This is a genomic window from Ancylomarina sp., assembly GCF_041555295.1.
In the GTDB taxonomy this organism is placed as follows: domain Bacteria; phylum Bacteroidota; class Bacteroidia; order Bacteroidales; family Marinifilaceae; genus Ancylomarina.
On the sequence record NZ_JBFFKR010000002.1, the window covers coordinates 32,005 to 52,803 of the forward strand.

The following is a 20,799-nucleotide window of genomic DNA, read 5'->3' on the forward strand; positions in this document are numbered from 1 at the left end:
ATACACGAACTATTCTATGAGATATCTGTTTACAATCTTATTTATCCTAACACTATTCCTTTCTTTAATTGGGAATTGTTATTGTGAAAATATTGAAGTAAAACAGCAAGCTAATAACAGAATTGATTCCCTACTTCAAATATTAAACATACCTTCCGACTCCTATGTTATGGTTGTTGCACATAGAGGTGATTGGACAAATGCACCAGAGAATTCCCTACAAGCCATAAAAAATGCCATTGAAATTGGAGTAGACATCTTAGAGATTGATGTGCGGCTTACTAAAGATAAAGTTCCTGTCGTAATACATGACAAAACATTAGACCGGACAACAACTGGAAGCGGTAAAGTATCAAAATTTACATTAAACGATTTAAAGGGAATATTTCTAACTGATAGAGAAGGCAAGCCTACCTTTCATAAAATACCAACCTTAGACGAGGCTTTAATTCTGTCAAAAGGAAAAATTTTAATCAACTTAGACAAGTGCACAATGCATTTGAATAAAATCGTTAAACACCTTTATAAAACAAATACTTTAAATCAAATTATAATAAAAAAAAGAGATGATTTTTATAAAATCAATCTTCAAAAAAAATGCTCCAAAAATCGACTTATTTACATCCCACAAATAATTAGAAAAAATAAAAAACTAGAGCGCTATACCAATAATTATATAAAAAAATACAAACCTCTTGTTTTCGATATCAATCTCACAGAAAAAGATTCGTTACTACTTCCACTTATAAATAAACTGAAACAAAATTTTTGCAGAATTTGGGTAAGTACAACCACAAATGAAAATGTTCGCAACTATAGCAACAGAGAAAAATCACCTAATTCTAAAACCAAATGGGGATGGGCTCTCGATTTTGGTGCCAATATCATCGTAACAGATGAACCTAAATTACTTATAGAGTATTTGGAAAACAGGGAGCTAAGAAAAAATATTCACCTGAAAACACAAAACGAAATAATTGTAAAATCAGGCCCCGTGAAATAGCTATACAGATAAAACCTATGGCATTTAAATAATGACTTTACCGATTTTAATTAAAAAATTACCTTTATTTTCGGGACGTAAATAAGAACAACGTCTGAACTCATCTTTTAGAAAACCATGGATATCTTAAATTTTATATTCCATACCTGGTATGGAGGTCTCACATTAATGATCCTTTGCTCCATTATTATAGCAAAATCATGTGATAGCTTTGAGGTTGCAACTGGCTACCTAGGCAGAAACATGAGTGAGGGTGTAAAAGGAGCTTCATTAAACGCAATTGGATCATCAATTCCTGAACTTTTAACAACAGTCTTTTTCCTTATATTCGCCTCACATGCCAACCTGGCAAGAGATTTAGCAGCAAGTATAGGTGGGAATACGGGTTCTGCTATATTCAATAGCATTGCTATCCCTATGCTAGTTATAGGAACCGTTTTTGCAACTGTACCAAGCATAGTTGGAATAAAAATCAGTAAAAAAGTTATTCTTCGAGATGGTTTATTCCTTATAGCTGCCGAAGTCTTACTTATTATATTGCTTTCTAGTAAATATATCACACATTGGCACGGCTGGGCATTTACACTTTTCTATCTTGTCTATCTTGCATACACGATGATATCGATGAAAAAGGGTGAAAGATTTGAACCCCAAGCTAATAATGAAAACGAAGACGGTAGGTATCTTACTTATGTATTGAAAACTAACAAAGGAAGAAAACGCCGAAGCTGGCTACTTTTAGTAGGCTCCACTTTGGTCATCGCTGCCGCTTGTGCTGGACTCGTTGAAGGTTGTAAGGCAATTTCAGATTCCTTAGGAATAAACCCTTTGTTTGTTGCATTGATATTAATTGCAGCTGCTAGTAGCGTTCCAGATACCATTATATCAATTAGAGATGCTAAAAAAGGAAACTACGATGACTCTCTAGCTAATATTTTAGGATCGAATATTTTTGATATATCAATTAGCTTGGGACTTCCACTTGCCTTGTTTTTATTATTTACTGGTCAAAAGATCGAATTTACCGAAGCTGGATCAACCCTTGTTGATATTCGAGTCGTATTATTAATAGTCACCCTAATAACTATTGGAATCTTCTACTTCAGTACCGTTTTAAGAAAACGCCATGTTGTAATTTTAGGTATTCTGTATCTCATATTTATATTATATGCTATCGGTGCTGCAGAATATTACACTGGCAGTGAATCTTTTCTTGCACAAACAGCAGGTTCATTTATTAAGTATCTCAGACAACCAGGAGGCTTAGGCGAATACCTTCAATTAATCGCTAATTATTTTACTTCAAGCTGGTAAAAGTTTTTGCTTATATTTAATGATACATCTAACTTTAAATTTCATTCAATATTTTAATTCAATAAATCATGTTTAGTTCATTTGAAATCATCTATAAATTCTCTTTGCAATTACTATTGAGTTTTTGGATTCTAGTATGGTCCATTTGCTCGTGGTATGGTATTGAATTAGCTTTTGGTATAAGCCTATGGCAAATACCCGCTACAATAATAGGAACACTTCTGGCTGTTGTATCAGGTGTCTATTTCTATACAATCCTTTCTATTCCTTATAAACTTTCAAGAAAATTTGATGTTATCAAAGACAAGGTTGCTCTTGAATTATATGAAAACTGTGAAGATTTTCAGAAAGAAGTCGCAGATTTTATTATTAACTTTTTTGATTACCCGGGTGCAAATGTAATTGGAGGTAACTTCCATTTCAATGGGTGCAAAAAATACGTCTACAATTCTGGTGAAGAAATTGATAAATTCAAATCTGACACAATTACGAAATTTAAACTTAAATCAGGAAAACAAGCTGTCTACATTCCGATTAAGATTGCAGATCACAACTTAGGTGACATGTTACTTATAATGGAAGGCAAAACTTTACCTCTATTTAAAAGCATAATGGCTGATTTCGAAAATCACTTTCTGGATGATCAACTTTACCATGTGCTAAATTCAGTGTCCAGAAATCAAAATAATAGTATAAAATAAGCCTCACAATTATATTTCAAAGAAATTCCAGAGGCTATCTCTTCTAGTAATAAGGCTCTTAAGATAAATTAACATTTCTTCATCATAATAATTATTCACAAAGGCTTTCCTAATTGAAAAATTATACTTACTTTCAAAGTAATAAGATTAATCAAAATGGCTATTACAAGCCACCTGTGCACATTTAATACTGATCAGTTACTATTTAACGAAATATTAACTCATGCTCTCTTGAGCACTAAAATATAGGAGGAATTGTGATGAATATGAAGATGCAATCCGTAGGTTTTAAAGCAGATAAGAAACTTGAAGCTTTTATCAATCAGAAGTTGAGTAAACTAAATAAATTCGATAATAATATTAGTGATTACAACGTCACTTTAAATATTGAAAATTCAGATCCTAAAGCGAATAAAGTTGTTGAAGTAAAAGTAAACTTGCCAGGGAATGAACTTTTCGCTAAAAAACAATCTAATTCATTTGAAGCAGCTGCAGAACTTGTTGTTGATGCTTTAAGAATTCAGATTCTAAAAAACAAGGAAAAATAATCTCCTAGCCCTAAAAAAAAGCTCTGATACAAAATGTATCAGAGCTTTTTTTTAGTCTTCAAAATCGATCACATTGTGTGATCCATCACAAAATGGCTTATTCTTGGATGTACCACATCGACAAAAATACGTTTCTCCTGATTTAATTTCTCTCTGCCCATTAGTATTAACCAATGTTATTGATCCTTCAACCATTAACGGCCCCTTTGTCAAAACCTTTACTTTCAATCCTGATTCAATAGCTATTGGCACCTCTCGATCCTCCTCCTCTGGCATATTTACATAAAATGAAAGTGCTCTGGTTGGGCATTTTTGCACTTGCTTCATAATTTCATCATTGCTTGCAGCATTAATTTTTATCCAAGGCTGAGTTCCTGGTTGGAAAACCGATGCTAATCCTTTTGAGCATACTTCAGAGTGAATACACAAATCAGTCTGATATACGACAGTAATTTCACCATTACTATATTCTTTTTTAGTATTTTTCATATCAGTCGTTTTTTTTAAATTAACAGTCAAAGCCTCTAATTCATAATTTAATACTTTTAAATGAAAATTTCATTAAAAATTTAGACACTCTACATTCCAAACTAAAAAGCTCATTCTTAAAACAGTAGCAAAACCAAGCCTTACAGAAAGAAAAAATTATTTTCTTTCTTTCATAAAACAATTTGCACATCTCAGATTTTGTTCTACTTTTGTCAGCGAACAAAGGGGGTAACACCTCAATCAAATACGGGCGTAGCTCAGTTGGTAGAGCACTGGTCTCCAAAACCAGGTGTCGGGAGTTCGAGTCTCTCCGCCCGTGCATAAAAAAGCCTTTCGAATTAATATTCGAAAGGCTTTTTCATGTCTACTAATTTTCACAATATTATTCGAGGAGCAAATTATGTAAGGCTTCAACGCAACGTTCACCATCCATTGCTGCAGATACAATTCCTCCAGCATAACCAGCGCCTTCGCCACATGGAAATAAACCAGAAACTTGAATATGTTGCAAGGTTTTATTGTCACGAGGAACTCTAACAGGAGAAGACGTTCTAGATTCTACAGCGAGAATAACAGCCTCGTTAGTAAGAAAACCTTCTGATTTCCTTCCAAATGCCTTAAACCCCTCCTGAAGACGATAGCTGATATGTTTAGGCAACCACTCATGTAAGGCGGAACTTTTTAGTCCTGGCTGATATGAAGATTGAGGAAGGCTTGAACTACGAACACCATTTACAAAATCAGACATACACTGAGCTGGAGCAGTTAAATCTGAACCTCCCTTTTCAAAAGCTAAAGCCTCTATTTTTTCTTGAAATTTTATTCCGGCTAAAGCACCATACGCCTCAAATTCCTTCAGATCTTCTTCCATGACTTCAACAGCCATTCCAGAATTAGCAAAGGCTGTGTTTCTTCGTGAGGATGACATCCCATTTACAACCTGCTGATTATCTCCAGTCGCAGCAGGAACAATCACACCACCAGGGCACATACAAAATGAATACACTCCACGTCCGTCAACCTGTTGAACAAAGCTATAACTTGCCGCTGGCAAATACTCTCCACGTCCTTCAGGATTATGATATTGAATCTGATCTATTAAGTTCTGAGAATGCTCAATACGAACGCCCATTGCAAATGTCTTTGCTTCAATAGCTATTTTCTGGGAATCCAAAAGGTAATATATGTCACGAGCTGAATGACCTGTTGCTAAAATAACCGCTTCTGCCTTAATTTCATCACCAGACTCAATTCTAACACCAGATATCTTATTATCGCTTATAAGTAAATGGTTCACCTTTGTTGAGAAATGAACTTCGCCTCCAGCCTGAATAATACTTTCTCTAATTCGAACAATCACTTTAGGCAATACATCAGTTCCAATATGTGGGTGGGCATCAATCAGTATGTCTTCCTGAGCTCCGTGAAAGTGCAAAACTTCAAGTATTTTCTTAATATTACCTCTTTTTTTAGAACGCGTATACAATTTACCATCAGAAAATGTACCAGCTCCTCCTTCACCAAAACTATAATTCGAATTAGGATCAATAATTCTATCTTTATGGATTGCCGCGAGATCTTTCTTTCTGTCCTCTACTCGTTTTCCTCTTTCCAATACAATAGGACAATAGCCTAATTCAATCAACCTAAGTGCAGCAAACAAACCTGCCGGCCCTGCTCCTACTACGATCACTTTCTTTCCATCGGAGACATCCTGATAGCTAAAATCAGATAATTTCAAGTCAGGAAAATCCTCATCGTAAGCCACACGAAAACGCATGTTCATTTTGACATTTCGTTGTCTGGCATCTATCGATCGACGAAGAATCTGAATTCCAGTGATTCTAGAAGCATATATTTTCAAATTATTGGCCACTAATGGTTTATAGAAACGTTCTTCTGAAGCTTCGCGCGGACTTAAAACCAAATTAATTTCGGTAATCATATGTGTATGTAAAAGGTGTATCTTATTCGAAATGAAATGAAAGCGTCACCACTTTCGAACTCATCCTATTGATTGAATGAGTGTAAAAATCTGCATCTGGATTTTCAGAATCAAGTTTATGATTCAAAATATCCTGCAAACCAAGAGAGAATTTTAACTCGGTAGCAAACTTGAAATATGGTAAATAAAAATCAATACCAGCCCCTAGCTCTAAACTAAAATAATTAGGTTTTAAACTGACCATGACATTATCTTCTGGATCTAAATGACTAGGAGCCTGCACATCCATTTTGTAGCTAAAACCTCCAACCAAATAAGGTCGAAAATTATCGAGTCTCTTTGCTCTATACTTTAATAAAAAAGGTAGGTTTATTACGACACTCTCTTGAATCGATTCAGCTGGTGGGGTTTCTAAATCAGAATCATCTGAATATAAAATCATTCGCTCTCCAAACTCTAAACCAGGTTGAAAACGTAAAGAGAAATTCTCATGTAATTTCAAATCAGAAACAATTCCTACTGAAAAACCGGGTGAGAAAGTCACTTGTTCTGCTCGTGTATTATCTTTAGCAGAATTCCGAATGGCATAGTCCATAGCATTCAATCCTAAAGTGAAACCAAAATGCAATCGTTTCTGATCGACTTTTTGATTGTTTAAGATACGCCCAGAACGATAAACCCCTTGAGAATATAGATAACTAGACGAGAATAAGAGCAATAATATAATAAGTGCTTTCTTCAAACTTGAATGTGTTGTTTCAATAAATAACCTGATTATTTAAATATTATTGTTCTACTTAGTCCCAATATAAATCGAGGCAATACCAAAACTTAATCTTTGCTCCTTCACCGTATTAAAACCGCAAGATTTACAAATCTCAAGAAATTTTTCCCCATCAGGAAAATTCTCGACAGATTCAGGTAAATAAGTATATGCTGACACATCTTTTGAAACGATTCGTCCACAGAAAGGCAAAATTTTGAAAAAATAGAAGTTGTAGAGTTGCTTAATCGGAAACTTGCGTGGTTTTGAGAACTCTAACACAACAAGCTTTCCTCCTTTATCTAATACACGATACATTTCACTAATTCCTTTTTCCAGATTTTCAAAATTTCGAACTCCAAAGGCAACAGTGATGGCATCAAATGAATTATTATCAAATCGAATATTTTCAGAATCTCCTTCGAAAAGCTGAATTTTATCTTTTAATCCTTTTTTAGCAATTTTCTCACGACCAACAGCCAACATTTCTGTCGAAATATCGATACCAATAACTGAATCAGGATTCAATTCTAGGGCGGCAATAGCAAAGTCGCCAGTACCAGTAGCAATATCTAACATTCGTTTGGGCTGATGAGAACGAAGTAGTTTTATGGCTTTTTTTCGCCATAGCTTGTCGATCCCAAGAGAGAGGAAATGATTCAAGAAATCATACTTCCTAGCTATATTATTGAACATCAAGGCAACCTGTGCTTTTTTCCCTTTATCTAAATCTTTATATGGATTGACCACTAAAATATATTTTCTTAAGGTTAATAAATCTGATAATTGAGATTCTCTAAAAAAATAGAGTCGAGAAACCAAACGCAAATATATTAATTGTCAAGACAAGCCGATTACAAAATTTACTTTTATTTACATGATTCCTAATCAATCAAAAGGAGAACTCAACTGAAAATCGGTTTTATAATCATCAATAAAACCAAAAGGAATATCATCAATGCGCAATTCCCCTTTCGTAACATGTCCCAAAGTTGAAAAAGATACCCCATACTCCATCATTGCATCAATAAAATCATCTTCGTTTTCCATTGATACGGAAACGACAACTCTAGACTGAGATTCTCCAAACAAGAAGGCATCTTTTCGAACTTCTGCAGGCGAAGTGACATCAAAACCAAAGCCTAATGGCATAGCAGATGATACTAAATTGAAAAACAAACCTCCCTCATCTACGCTATGTGCCGAAACAATCAACTTTTGTTTAATTAGTTTTTGAATACAATCATTCACTTTTTTCTCTTCGTAAAGTGAAAAGTAAGGAATTCCCTCAGGAGTACCTTTCCTAATACATTGTAAATATTGCGATCCAGCAATATCATTACGTGATTGCCCAATAAGAAAGATCATATCTCCTTTCTTTCTGTAAATATAAGACGTATGATCTTGAGGATAATCTATAATTCCCATCATTCCTATCACTGGTGTTGGCTGAATAGAAATTCGATTTCCCTCGATCGTACTTTCGTTATAGAAACTAACATTCCCGCCTAAAACTGGAATATTATAGAATTGACAAGCTTCAGATAAACCCGTAACAGATTCTACAAGTTGTGCGTAAATTTTCTCATCTAAGAGACTTCCAAAATTCAAACAATCATTAATCGCTAGTGCTTTTCCACCTGTACATGTAATTCGACGTAAAGCCATTGCCACATTAATCTGTGTCCCAACAAAAGCATTAGAATTGCAATAATTGGAGTTTCCAGAAATTGTAAAACACAGTGGATTTGTGTTTTTATCATACAACACAATGGCATCAGAAGGTGAATGATTTTCTTCTATTTGGTTGTGCAACTGTATATGTGATTTAACACCAATATTCTTATCTTTCAACAAATGTTTAATCAATTTCCAGTAGTCATCTGGTTCAGGAATAGTTTCTAAAAGATCTCTATGATTACTCTCAGTTAACGGAATATATTTTCTCGTTTCTTGAGGAGCAGTACAACCCATAACAAGGTCTTTTGGAAAAAATTCTGCAACCACATCATTATCATCAAAGAACGTTAATGTCTTATTCTCTACAATCGTTCCAATTTGTGTACAAAGAACTTCTGATCTATTAAAAAAATGCCTTACATCTTCAATCTTTGTTTGATCAACTACAAGCATCATTCTCTCCTGAGTTCGAGATAACATGACTTCTTCCACTGATAAATCATCCTTAGCTAAAGGGATCTTATTCAACTCAATATCAATACCATATTCAATTTTAGCACCAATAGATGAACAGGCACTTACTAAACCTGCTATATCCATATTTTCAACACATAGTAAGGCATTTTGCTCAGTTAATTCTAAGATTGTTTTTATCATTGAACTTGACAAATCTGGATTGCTTTTAGCAACAGAACCTGTTTTTTCATCAACAGCAATACCATCATTACTCGTTAAATTTCCAACAATAAACACAGCACTACCTACACGAATATCTCTGTTTAAAATAAGATGATCTTTATGTACAAGACCAGCAACTAATACATTTACGAGTGGATTACAATTAAAACAGGAGTTGAAACGGATTTCACTATTAATATTTTTAACGTATTGTAAGGAAGAATAATCGTAGACACCTTTTCTCACCTCTTCCATCAACCATTGCGTTCTATCGAGATTTTGATTACCAAAGCGAAAAGAATTCAGAGAAATAATTGGTTTTGCTCCAAGCGACACAACATCTCGAATAATATCACCAACACAAGTAGCAGCCCCTTCGTAGGGGTCTATGCCTGATGGATGATTGTGACTTCCCATTTTAAAAACACAACATAGATCATTACCAATATCAACAGCCCCAGAATTTGCTACTCCAGCTCCAACAACAACCCTATCCCCTTCTGAAGGTAAAGATTTTATCCATTGGTAAGAACTTTTATAAGAAATCCTTTCAGCCCACATGGCAGAATAAATAAGCAACTCCAACTCATTAAGTTCTCGACCTAATTTCATTGATATTGAATCTAAAACGTCTTTATAACCTTCTAATTCTTCCGCAACCTTTAACGTATTCGCCTTGTTTTTCATGTGTTTATAATTTTTATATTAATAGCACATGGAAGTCACCGCTCTAGCTCTTAGTTATTCACGGTTCATTTCATCTGATTACCAATTATTTATTCTTTGCCAATAATTATAACTTTATTAAAACATAAACTTTTAAAGATCAAAACACATATAGCAATTAATCTGTCTATATAGTAACACGATTGTTCCCATTGCCAGATGATTAACTAAATTTATAAAAAAATAATGAACACTAACATCAATTAGATACTTTGTTTCTAAATTTAGGGCTGAAAAAATTGAGTTCTAAACTTAATACTTGTAGAACAAAAGACATTCATAAAACACAACAAAACTCAGAATATGAACAAAATAGCTTTAGTGACTGGTGCCTCAGCAGGAATAGGTGAAGCCTGTGCATTAAAATTAGCCGAAAATGGATTTGACTTAATTATTGCAGGCAGACGTGAAAAAAACATTAAAAATCTCGCTAATAAAATTCAAGATACATATAATAGAGAGGTATTTAGTCTATGTCTTGATGTAAGAAACTACTCAGAAGTAGAAAAAACAATAAATTCTTTACCTGAAAAATGGAAGAATATTGATATTTTAGTTAATAATGCTGGTTTAGCAGTTGGAGTTTCTCCAATCGAACAAGGCATTATCGACGATTGGGATCGCATGATTGACACTAATATTAAAGGTCTTCTTTATGTAACACGCTGTGTAAGTCCGCTAATGGTTACTCGCAAGAAGGGATTAATTGTCAACATTTCTTCTATCGCAGGAAAAGAAACGTATCCTGGTGGAAATGTATATTGTGGGACAAAACATGCAGTAGAGGCTATTACTAAGGGAATGAGAATTGATTTATTACCACACAATATCAGAGTTAGCTCAATTGCTCCTGGCATGGTTGAAACTGAATTCTCTCTTGTTCGTTTTAAAGGTGATGAAAGCAAAGCTGAACAAGTCTATGACGGATTTAAACCGTTAAAAGCTGAAGACATCGCTGAAAGCTTACTTTTTATTGTAACGCGTCCTGAGCATGTTTCAATCAACGATATTCTTATTATGCCTTCATCCCAAGCATCAGCAAGAGATGTGAATCGTAAACAATAAAGACCATCTATATTTTTTAAGTATCTTTCGTAATCAATAAAATTGCATTATGGACAAATTGAGCAATTGCAATATAAAACGTAATAAGAAGCTTCTCGTTTCAGATATTATCAAATTCTACGAAACAAGGGGCTATACATTAATTGATGCGAATGCATATGGAATGACTTTGAAAAAGGGATCATGGTGGGGAAACTTAACCTCACTTAATCCCTTAAATTGGAGAACCATAGTTAGGCTTGATGTCATCAAGGTTGAAAAAATGGATTACGATCTTTTTGCCCAATATAAGTTTAGTTCAGCAGGCCAGTTTTTATCAACAAAAACGAAACTATTCTTCTCAAAAGAAGCTGAAGCATTCAACGAAGCCATGATTAATTTCAAAGTTGACATTGATGGGATAGAACAAATTGGGAAAGAAGCTAGTGTCGAAAACTCAAAAAACATGTTTTCAGCCCTTCTAATGGGAATCCTTATCGCCTTTCTCTTAATTTTTGCACTTAAAATATATTTGCCACATGATTTACCTATTGTGGCCAATTCAGGAATTACTCTATTGAGTATTATTTTCTGTAATTATATACTTAACCGACCAAATAAAACAGTAAACTAACTCAATCGAAAACTAAACCTCAGTTTTTGACTACCAACTAACACTAGAATGAAATTCATTAAACACATCACACTATTAAGCTTCCTTTTAGGATTAGCTTATAGTTCTTCTATAGCATGTACAACAGCCGTTATTTCAGGTAAATCTACAAAAGATGGGCGTCCTATATTGTGGAAACATCGCGACTCTGAAAGTTACCAAAACAAACTACGCCTTTTCAATGATGGCGCTTTTACTTACGTTGGCTTAATCAACTCTAACGATAAAAATGGTCACCAAATTTGGGGAGGGAACAACGAATTTGGCTTTGCGATTATGAACTCAGCTTCTTTTAATCTAAGAGAAGATAATGATGCCAAGTTTAAAGATCAAGAAGGTATAATTATGAAGAAAGCCTTACAGAGTTGCAAAACACTAGAGGATTTTGAGAAACTACTTGCAAACTTGCCAAAACCGATGGGATTAGAAGCAAATTTTGGTGTGATTGATGCAAAAGGAGGAGCAGCCTATTTCGAAACAAACGATGAAGGTTTCGTGAAATTTGATGCTAATGATAAGAAAGTAGCTCCTAATGGTTATATCATTAGAGCAAACTATTCATTTACTGGCAGAGAAAACGAAGGTTATGGCTACATACGTTATATGAATGCTGAAAAGGAATTCTTTGCAGCAGCAGGAACCAACCAACTTGATCCAACTTTCATTCTTAAAAACCAGTGTCGATCTCTTGAGAATTTCCTGACTGAAGACGATGTTAAGTCATATCAAAATTTATCTGAAAATCAGAATAACTTTATCGTAGTAAAAGACTGCATCAATCGTTACATATCAACTTCCTCTTTTGTTATTCAAGGCGTTAAGAACAATGAAGATCCTAGACTAACAACCATGTGGACTTTACTTGGTTTTCCTCTTGCATCAGTCGCTGTTCCAACTTGGAGTTTAAAAAATGTTGATTTACCAGAGACTGTTTGCGCTGACAAAGATAAAAATGCAGAATTGTGTATCAAAACCTTAGAATTGAAGAAAAAGTTCTTTCCTGTATCCAGAGGAGCTGGTGAAGACTATATGAACACAACTGCAGCTTATAACAAAGAAGAAACAGGAATCATTCAACAACTAGAGAATGCTGAAAATAAAATCCTTAAACTGAGTCAAGACAACCTAAAGAAATGGAGAAAAGAAGGAATCAATAAGAATGAGATGAAAGCTTTTTATAAAAAAGTAGATGAATTAATTAATACCAATTACAAAACTCTTTTTGAACTATAGATTATAAGCTTAGCCTAAAAGGCTGATAGAGATAGAAACACTCACTTTTAAGTGGGTGTTTTTTTTATTGAAAGAAAGCGAGGGAAATCAAGAGGTAAAATGAAGCCCACCTCGCTTAATATAGATGCAAATATAAAACAAATACAAACGTTTGCGCCATGTTTAAGAACTTATTTTCAAGATCTAACAAACTCCAAACTTATGACTAGTTTTGACTGTTGATTTTAATTCAAAGTACTGATGAAATCGCGACTAATAATTTGAAGTTTGATGTTTAAAATGGCTGTTCACTCCTGTGTTCAGCCATTTTTGAATTAAAATTTAACGATAAATCCAAAATGGATTTTGGCAGATTTAAAATCCGTAGATTCTTCATTTTGCTTTCCCAAAGCATAGTTTAAAGTGAACATGCCTGATCCCGCAGAAAAGTTTAAACCAAATCCATAACCCATAGGATGATCTGACATTATCTTTTCTTGTATTTCTTGCTCATACCAAGCCAAATCATAGAATAGATAAATACTTGTATTTCGACTAGGAACAAATTGGAATTCCTGCCTAGTAAGGGCATATTTTGAGGCTCTAAAAGAATCTTCGTTAAAGCCTCTGATACTTTTCATCCCTCCCAAACGATATAAATCATTTTCAAAATAATTGACTCGCTCCATCCACGCAGCCATTACTTGCCAATGATATACCAATTTTGAACCTAGGGGAATATAGCTTTTAAGACTAAGGGTACCTTCAAAGATTTTCGTTTTTAAATCGATATTTTCATATAACTCGTCTGGAATATTGATGTTTCTCTTAATCTTATTTTCACCACCCGATAGATCAAGAATCCAATGCCAGCCTTTAAGAGGATTATACCTCCTGTCCAACTTCTCATATTCATATTGAAAACCCAAGAGATTCGATTTTGAATCTGCAAAATCAGGCAATACCGTTAAGCCTGCAAAATGCTTGGAAGAAATAAGACTGGATGACTTCAATTGATAGAATAAACGTACACCACTGTTCCCTGTCTGCTGAAAATTGAGCCCCAACCTTAAATTTGTATTCACATAAGTACTATCCTGCTTCATGAGCTGAAATGAAAAATCAGTACCCAGCTTTGAATTAAAAATATAGGGGTAGTGAAAATCAATTTTCAAATTCTGGCTACTCTCTTCTAATTTTCGCCAATTAAACTGAATACGTTCTCCCCTATGAAATGAATTAACCAAATCCAGATTCACTTCACCCGTGAGCTCTAACCTATCCGTTTCATTATTGTTTTGAAAACCAATAATCCCATCAAATCGATTAGCTGATTGCTTTTTTAGATAGTGATGAACTTTGGCTACTCCATCGAATAATTCAAGTTCAGATGGTTTAATTTCTGATATAAAGTCAAGCTTAGAAATCAATTGGGAAATCGCTTCAAATTTTTCTTCACAATAGACTTGCCCAGGCTTTATACCTAGGTGATTTTCAATAAATTTAGAATGTATTTGAGCATCTCCTTTTATCAGCATGCTATCCCAAACAACTCGCTGATTAGGGCTCAAAAAACAATGACCTCTTATTTCACCATCAGCAATTTTTATATCAGATAGACTTAATGTAGCAAAAGGGTATCCGTGATTTGAATAATAATCCAATATTACAGACTGCTCATCTGTACCCTCTTTAAAATAAAATCCTTTAGAGCCTTTAAAATTAAAGGCTAAATATTCCCTACCAATAGGTTTATCAACAACTAAATTTAAGTCTTTCCATACATATGGTTTTCCAATATGAAAAACCGCATAAAGTGTATCGGAAATTTTATAAATGCTATCAATATTAGTTTCTAGATAGCCTTTCTCAATATAATAAGACTTCAATTGCTCAACTTTTAAGTTCAGAGTCTTTTCATCATTAAAATGATATCGCTTAATTTGTTTGGCTTGCTTCCTAAATATTGAGATATCACTTCCTATTAGTTTTAAGTGGCAAACCTTATTTTGAGATAATAAAGACGGTGATATCACCAACAACAAAATCAATAATAAGCTGATCTTAAACAGAATTAAGATATTAATATTGTAAAGTTTCATATTTGGCTTAAACAAAAACAAGTTATGATTCCGAATGATTAAAATTAGATTCAAAAATGAATGATAATTTCTGTAGTTACAAGATTATCATTATCTTTTACAAATTATTAAACAAAAATGCTTAGTTTTTCTTTAATAACCCTTGAGTCTAACCTATAAATATTAAATTTGAATCTTGATTCGAAAAAAATAACACTATGAAAAAACTACTTTATGCACTTTGCCTACTTATGTTGGTAGGAACCGTTTTAAGTTCTTGTGCTACTGAAAAAAAATGTCCTGCATATTCTAAAGTTGAAACACAGAAAACCATGAAAACAGTATAAAAAGTAAAAAATCTCATTAGAATGAGATTTTTTTTTGCTTTAATATCACTTAATTGCAATCGTTACAGATTCGCATAACAAACTGACTAATAAGAAAGAAAGCCTTTCGCGTGATCAGGAAATACATGATTTTTTTTCACGTTTACCTCTCGTTTTCTTATTTATTTCTATACTTTTGCCTTACAAGAAACAAAGGGTTTATTAAATTAAAACTTTATACAAAATGTCAAAGATTAAAATTGGTATCAACGGATTCGGACGTATTGGACGTTTCGTATTCCGTCAGGCTGTTGCTCAAGGTAACATCGAAGTAGTAGCTATTAACGACCTTTTAGATGTAGATTACATGGCTTACATGTTAAAATATGATTCTACTCACGGAAAATTCAACGGTACTGTTGAAGTTGTTGATGGTCAAATGATCGTTAATGGTAACGTAGTACGTGTTACTGCAGAAAGAAATCCAGCTGATATCAACTGGGGTGCAGTATCTGCTGAATACGTTGTAGAATCTACAGGTTTCTTCTTAACTAAAGAAACTTGTCAAGGTCATATCGATGGCGGTGCGAAAAAAGTTGTAATGTCTGCACCTTCTAAAGACGATACTCCTATGTTCGTTATGGGTGTAAACAACAAAGAATACACTAACGATCTTACTTTCGTTTCTAACGCTTCTTGTACAACTAACTGTTTAGCTCCTGTAGCTAAAGTCTTGAACGATAACTTCGGTATTATTGAAGGTTTAATGACAACTGTACATGCAACAACAGCTACTCAAAAAACTGTTGACGGACCTTCTGCTAAGGACTGGAGAGGTGGACGTGGTGCTGGTCAAAACATCATTCCTTCTTCTACTGGTGCTGCTAAGGCTGTAGGTAAAGTAATTCCTGCTTTGAATGGTAAACTAACTGGTATGTCTTTCCGTGTTCCTACACCTGATGTATCTGTAGTTGACTTAACTGTTCGTTTAGAAAAAGGAACTTCTTACGAAGCAATTTGTGCTGCGATGAAGAAAGCTTCTGAGAACGAATTAAAAGGTATCTTAGGATATACTGAAGATGCTGTTGTATCTAACGATTTTATCGGTGATACTCGTACTTCTATTTTCGATGCTACTGCTGGTATTCAATTATCTCCAAACTTCGTAAAAGTTGTTGCATGGTATGATAATGAAATGGGATACTCAACTAAAGTATGTGAGTTAATCCAATACATGGATTCAGTAAAGTAATTTACTGAAACGCAATATTTCAAAAAAGACTATCCTGAGGGATGGTCTTTTTTTTGTCCCATTATTTCCTGAATACCGAAATAATAAAGCTTGTAGAAATTAATTCTACAAGCTTTATATGATTTTAAAATTGAAGCTATTCTTATTTCTTTTCTAACTCAGTAAGATGCTCCATTTTTTTGTTCTCCAAAAATTCGGATATACCACACAAATGTTCTTTCACTTTCTTATTTCCAAATTCGTAGACCTTATCAGCCAAACCATTTAGAAAATCCCTGTCGTGAGAAACAAGTATTAATGTTCCATCGAAAGCCAACAATGCATCCTTTAAAATATCCTTGGTTTTTAAATCAAGATGATTTGTAGGCTCATCTAGAATCAAAAGGTTAACAGGCTCAAGCAAAAGTTTAATCATTGCCAGTCTGGTACGTTCTCCTCCTGAAAGTACTTTTACTTTCTTGGTTGAATTATCACCTCCAAACATAAAGGCTCCCAACATGTCTTTAATCTTTGTTCTGATATCGCCTACTGCAACATCATCAATCGTTTGAAAAACAGTTAGATTTTCATCCAATAATGAAGCCTGATTTTGTGCAAAATATCCTATCATGGTATTGTGCCCCAATGTTAGAGTACCCGTATAATCAATCTCATCCATAATGGCTTTTACCAAAGTCGATTTCCCTTCACCATTCCTACCAACAAAAGCCACTTTTTCTCCACGCTCAAGGGTAAATTTAGCATCAGAAAAAACTAAATTATCATTATATGACTTGCCTAATCCATCAGCTATAATAGGATAATTACCTGACCGAGGTGAAGGTGGAAACTTCAAGCGTAAAGCTGAAGTATCTTCCTCATCAACCTCTACAATAACCATTTTCTCAAGCATCTTTTCACGAGATGATACTTGGTTCGTTTTAGAGTAGGTCCCCTTAAATCTATCAATAAAAGCCTGATTATCGGCTATAATTCTTTGTTGCTCCTCGAAGGCTTTCTGCTGATGAAGACGTCTATCCTTTCTCAACTCCAAATACTCCGAATAGTTTACTTTATAGTCATAAATTCGCCCCATGGTCACCTCAATGGTACGAGTCGTAATATTATCCACAAAAGCACGGTCGTGAGAAATCACGATCACAGCTTTCCCAGATTCCTTAAGGAAATTCTCAAGCCACTGAATCGATTCAATATCCAAATGGTTAGTTGGCTCATCAAGAAGAATTAAATCGGGTTGACGCAAAAGAATTTTTGCTAGCTCAATTCGCATACGCCATCCTCCGCTGAATTCAGAAGTTGGACGAGTGAAATCTCCGCGCATAAACCCAAGACCAAGTAAAGTTTTTTCAACCTCAGCATCGTAATTAATTTCCTCAATCGAATAAAAAACTTCACTTAATGCAGAAACACGTTCTATTAACTGATAATACTCTTCAGATTCATAATCAGTACGCGAACCCATTTGTAGATTCAAATCCTCAATCTCCTTTTCCATTTCGAAAATCCTGGAAAAAGCTTGAGAGGCTTCCTCAAATACGGTACGTGTATTATCTGTCATCAAGTGCTGAGGCAGGTATGCAATCACAGCATCTTTAGGAGCACCAATTCGCCCACGAGTAGGTTTGTCGGCACCTGCAATAATCTTCAATAGAGTCGATTTACCAGCCCCATTTTTCCCCATAAGGGCTATTCTATCCTTCTCGTTTATAACAAAGGAAATATCTTTAAATAAGGTAGTGCCACCAAACTCTACCGCCAAACCATCAACTGAAACCATTCTTCTTATTTTTAGACTTGCTATGCATATAAAACCTCAATCTGCAAGTCATATTTATTTTCAAGCTGCAAAGATATAAGAGATAGTCGAAATCTATTGTCATGAAGAAACTTTTTACATAGAAGCTTGAATAAGAGAAACAAAACTCAAGTACACCAAACTCTTTATTAGTTTTCTGTCCACCCATGTTTTGTAAAGCCAATTTTTATTCTACTTTTGTTATCTCAACATCTGGAGGGATGACAGAGTGGCCGATTGTGCATGCTTGGAAAGCATGTGTACCGCAAGGTACCGGGGGTTCGAATCCCTCTCTCTCCGCCAGTGTTTACAAGGGAAGCAGCATTTATCAAATGCTGCTTTTTTCATTTAAACTAAGCCAGGTGCAACATAGGTGTAACAAATAACTCACTTTTACGGCTAGAAAATAAAAAGCTGCAACGCATAGCGAAGCAGCTTAAAGAACTTAGAATTTAGATAAATTCTAAGAAAGAACAATTTTAGAATAACTATCTGGAGAAAACTTATCTCCATCTGCAGTTCCAAAAAACGCATACACATGAACATCACCTGCTGAAACTGGCAAAGTAATTTCGGCTGACTGATCAGAACGAACTGAAGCTGTGTTTAAGATGTGAACATTGTCTGCGTTCATCACCAAAAGATGCAATTTGTCATCGGCGTAACCGATACCAGTAGCACTATCATCTTTCCAAGACAACTCAATACCAGAAGCAACATCTGCATCATCCTGAAGTATCAAAATTTGAGGAAGAGGTAAAGCTCCCATCGAAGCATGAAAGTCAGTATAGTTCACCAATACTCCACTTTCATCGAAAGCAGGCATATTGGTTTTCACAAACAGATTATAACCAGTCATCTTGCCACCGACTAAATTCCATACAGGACGGATTAGACTTGACATCAATGATGAGGCTAAACTGACCACCGACTTAAATCGGCTTCTCTGTTTTTGCTGCGCTTCAGTATTCGAAGCATTCGGGCCAGGAAGCGACTTGATATAATTCACGCCTTTCCATGAGCTCCCCACTACGGAGCCAACTTTACCTGAGAATGGGCCCAGGATCCCTTGATTGTATTTTCCCATGACATTTAAAATTTGGGTTAGTAAATGATTAGTTAACATAGAATTGAGACAGGTACGGAGCAGGTACCTACATGTCCTTACTCCTTTTTGTCTCTACGCTTTCACTTTTTGCGATCACGTTTTCTAGCTTTTTTCGCCCATAGTCGCTTTAATAAAGCAATCACTATAGTCGAAACTGTTCCACCAACTACTGAAACCATGGCTTCGGTACTATCAAGTGGAAGGCTTTGTGCCGCATCAAGAACGTCGGGCTGAATCCCAATGGATTCTGCTATACCCATGGTTGATGCAGTGCCAATCAGAAAAGATGGTATATTTTTCATTTTCAATGACTTTAATGGTTAAACATAGGTTTAAAATACATACATTAAAGTCAAAAATCATCACTACTGAATTGATTTACAGTGCATTGCACTCAACTACATCAATTTGTATAATTGCTTGATTATGAAAGAACATGATATTTTACATCTGAGGATTATTCGAGAAGAATTCACAAGTCAAACCACTATTGGGAAAATGTATATTGATGGACATTTTTTTGGTTATACACTGGAAGATACCGTCCGGGCATTTGGTATTAAGGTGAAAGGTCATACGGCACTCCCCGCTTACCAATATCAGGTCAAACTGAGTTTTAGTCCGAAGTATGAAAGAATGATGCCTTTGATTTACAATCAAAATGATGAAAGCGTGAATGCTATGGGCATCCAATTTAAGGGCATTCGCTTTCATGGAGGTAACCGACATTCAGATACTGAAGGCTGTATTCTAATTGCCAAACATAGAGTGACCAATCAGATTATTCAAGGTAGCCTGGAGAAAGAGCTGAGTCTAAAAATTACTGAAGCTGAGAATCAGGGGAAGCAAATTGCGTTGGAAATCATCAACGGCTAAATTCACCTACAGATCTTTTGCTACTTCCTGTTAAACAACTTTTAATTTTCCGCTATGCGGGCTGCCCAGTCAAGGTTTTTATCGGATTTTTATACCCTAAGAAATAAACCTGAATCAAAAATCGGATAAAACCGAAGGCCCCGACCTTGACTTGCTGGTAGAGATAAAAAGCTAATGCGTAAGAAATTGGATTCTCCTGCTACTGGCAAGGGAATAACTTGTTTATCAGGTAGGAGGAAAAATCCCAGCTAAGGGATCCAAAGTTTATCCTGAATAGTTCACTATTTAAATACTACTGCTAATCTTTCATTCCTTTTTGTTTTTAATGCCTGCATTAAAAATGGGTGGTGGTGGGGTTAGTTGGTGGTCATCAAGCAATGCTTCATAAAAGGCGCGAGCCGCCTGCGAGTGGGAGGCCGTGACTGGCAAGTAAAACAAGGCACTTGTGATTGACAGCCAGCGGTTTTTGGCGGCTTTTTTGAGGCTGGGTGGTTGTAACTGGGTGGAGGGCAAGTTTTGCTATGTTTCATGCCCTATCTATTCAATTAAAATCATGAAACATATTGGGTAGGCATTGCCCTTGGC

The 20,799-nt window shown here is 35.0% G+C and carries 19 protein-coding genes and 2 tRNA genes; 12 read left to right on the top strand and 9 right to left on the bottom strand.

What is annotated here, in order from left to right; genetic code table 11:
- The first annotated feature begins 16 nt into the window (after positions 1–16).
- From ABY905_RS00440 to hpf, 4 genes are all read left to right on the top strand, one after another.
- Positions 17–1,003 (top strand): glycerophosphodiester phosphodiesterase family protein, encoded by a 987-nt coding sequence (locus ABY905_RS00440; RefSeq protein ID WP_372639440.1) that lies wholly within the window; start codon positions 17–19, stop codon positions 1,001–1,003.
- Positions 1,004–1,120: 117 nt separating this feature from the next.
- Positions 1,121–2,317, top strand: a complete 1,197-nt coding sequence (locus tag ABY905_RS00445) for a sodium:calcium antiporter (protein ID WP_372639441.1) — start codon at positions 1,121–1,123, stop codon at positions 2,315–2,317.
- A gap of 68 nt (positions 2,318–2,385) precedes the next feature.
- Positions 2,386–3,018, top strand: coding sequence for a hypothetical protein (locus ABY905_RS00450; protein WP_372639442.1), 633 nt, complete (start codon positions 2,386–2,388; stop codon positions 3,016–3,018).
- 266 nt (positions 3,019–3,284) lie between these two features.
- On the top strand, positions 3,285–3,566 hold the full coding sequence (hpf, locus tag ABY905_RS00455) for a ribosome hibernation-promoting factor, HPF/YfiA family (protein ID WP_372639443.1): 282 nt from the start codon (positions 3,285–3,287) through the stop codon (positions 3,564–3,566).
- A 51-nt stretch (positions 3,567–3,617) separates the two neighbouring features.
- Here the strand turns inward: hpf and ABY905_RS00460 are convergent, their stop codons facing one another.
- The gene (locus ABY905_RS00460) at positions 3,618–4,055 is read right to left on the bottom strand and encodes a (4Fe-4S)-binding protein (protein ID WP_372639444.1); all 438 of its coding nucleotides are present in this window, start codon (positions 4,053–4,055) and stop codon (positions 3,618–3,620) included.
- Positions 4,056–4,301: 246 nt separating this feature from the next.
- On the opposite strand from ABY905_RS00460, the gene ABY905_RS00465 reads away from it, so the two are divergent.
- Positions 4,302–4,374 (top strand) — tRNA-Trp (locus tag ABY905_RS00465).
- A gap of 63 nt (positions 4,375–4,437) precedes the next feature.
- Here the strand turns inward: ABY905_RS00465 and ABY905_RS00470 are convergent.
- The 4 genes from ABY905_RS00470 to ABY905_RS00485 form a co-directional block, all read right to left on the bottom strand.
- On the bottom strand, positions 4,438–6,000 hold the full coding sequence (locus ABY905_RS00470) for an NAD(P)/FAD-dependent oxidoreductase (protein WP_372639445.1): 1,563 nt from the start codon (positions 5,998–6,000) through the stop codon (positions 4,438–4,440).
- Between the two features lie 22 nt (positions 6,001–6,022).
- Positions 6,023–6,742 (bottom strand): porin family protein, encoded by a 720-nt coding sequence (locus tag ABY905_RS00475; protein ID WP_372639446.1) that lies wholly within the window; start codon positions 6,740–6,742, stop codon positions 6,023–6,025.
- Positions 6,743–6,793: 51 nt separating this feature from the next.
- Complete coding sequence (gene ubiE / locus ABY905_RS00480; protein ID WP_372639447.1) at positions 6,794–7,513, bottom strand: bifunctional demethylmenaquinone methyltransferase/2-methoxy-6-polyprenyl-1,4-benzoquinol methylase UbiE; 720 nt, start codon at positions 7,511–7,513, stop codon at positions 6,794–6,796.
- 138 nt (positions 7,514–7,651) lie between these two features.
- A complete protein-coding gene (locus tag ABY905_RS00485; protein ID WP_372639448.1) occupies positions 7,652–9,808 on the bottom strand; it encodes an AIR synthase related protein in 2,157 nt (718 codons plus the stop codon).
- A 342-nt stretch (positions 9,809–10,150) separates the two neighbouring features.
- Between ABY905_RS00485 and ABY905_RS00490 the strand changes: the two genes are divergently transcribed.
- Genes ABY905_RS00490 through ABY905_RS00500 form a run of 3 tightly spaced genes read left to right on the top strand, consistent with a single transcriptional unit; the run spans position 10,151 to position 12,797 of the window.
- On the top strand, positions 10,151–10,912 hold the full coding sequence (locus ABY905_RS00490; protein ID WP_372639449.1) for an SDR family NAD(P)-dependent oxidoreductase: 762 nt from the start codon (positions 10,151–10,153) through the stop codon (positions 10,910–10,912).
- 49 nt (positions 10,913–10,961) lie between these two features.
- The gene (locus ABY905_RS00495) at positions 10,962–11,525 is read left to right on the top strand and encodes a hypothetical protein (RefSeq protein WP_372639450.1); all 564 of its coding nucleotides are present in this window, start codon (positions 10,962–10,964) and stop codon (positions 11,523–11,525) included.
- A gap of 48 nt (positions 11,526–11,573) precedes the next feature.
- Positions 11,574–12,797, top strand: coding sequence for a hypothetical protein (locus ABY905_RS00500; protein ID WP_372639451.1), 1,224 nt, complete (start codon positions 11,574–11,576; stop codon positions 12,795–12,797).
- Positions 12,798–13,111: 314 nt separating this feature from the next.
- Here ABY905_RS00500 and ABY905_RS00505 read toward each other — a convergent pair whose 3' ends face one another.
- On the bottom strand, positions 13,112–14,878 hold the full coding sequence (locus tag ABY905_RS00505; protein WP_372639452.1) for a BamA/TamA family outer membrane protein: 1,767 nt from the start codon (positions 14,876–14,878) through the stop codon (positions 13,112–13,114).
- 197 nt (positions 14,879–15,075) lie between these two features.
- Here ABY905_RS00505 and ABY905_RS00510 point away from each other — a divergent pair, with 197 nt between their 5' ends.
- Together ABY905_RS00510 and gap are read left to right on the top strand one after the other, a co-directional pair.
- On the top strand, positions 15,076–15,204 hold the full coding sequence (locus tag ABY905_RS00510; protein ID WP_372639453.1) for a hypothetical protein: 129 nt from the start codon (positions 15,076–15,078) through the stop codon (positions 15,202–15,204).
- 223 nt (positions 15,205–15,427) lie between these two features.
- Complete coding sequence (gene gap / locus ABY905_RS00515) at positions 15,428–16,435, top strand: type I glyceraldehyde-3-phosphate dehydrogenase (protein ID WP_372639454.1); 1,008 nt, start codon at positions 15,428–15,430, stop codon at positions 16,433–16,435.
- Between the two features lie 142 nt (positions 16,436–16,577).
- Here the strand turns inward: gap and ABY905_RS00520 are convergent, their stop codons facing one another.
- Positions 16,578–18,212 carry an ABC-F family ATP-binding cassette domain-containing protein gene (locus ABY905_RS00520; protein WP_372639455.1) on the bottom strand — a complete coding sequence of 545 codons (1,635 nt, stop codon included), beginning with the start codon at positions 18,210–18,212 and terminating at the stop codon, positions 16,578–16,580.
- Between the two features lie 233 nt (positions 18,213–18,445).
- Between ABY905_RS00520 and ABY905_RS00525 the strand changes: the two genes are divergently transcribed.
- A tRNA-Ser gene (locus ABY905_RS00525) sits at positions 18,446–18,533 on the top strand.
- A gap of 160 nt (positions 18,534–18,693) precedes the next feature.
- On the opposite strand, the gene ABY905_RS00530 is transcribed toward ABY905_RS00525, so the two are convergent.
- Positions 18,694–19,317 carry a DUF6266 family protein gene (locus ABY905_RS00530; protein WP_372639456.1) on the bottom strand — a complete coding sequence of 208 codons (624 nt, stop codon included), beginning with the start codon at positions 19,315–19,317 and terminating at the stop codon, positions 18,694–18,696.
- A 101-nt stretch (positions 19,318–19,418) separates the two neighbouring features.
- Positions 19,419–19,640, bottom strand: a complete 222-nt coding sequence (locus ABY905_RS00535) for a hypothetical protein (RefSeq protein ID WP_372639457.1) — start codon at positions 19,638–19,640, stop codon at positions 19,419–19,421.
- A gap of 124 nt (positions 19,641–19,764) precedes the next feature.
- Between ABY905_RS00535 and ABY905_RS00540 the strand changes: the two genes are divergently transcribed.
- The gene (locus ABY905_RS00540) at positions 19,765–20,214 is read left to right on the top strand and encodes a DUF5675 family protein (RefSeq protein WP_372639458.1); all 450 of its coding nucleotides are present in this window, start codon (positions 19,765–19,767) and stop codon (positions 20,212–20,214) included.
- Positions 20,215–20,799: the final 585 nt, after the last annotated feature.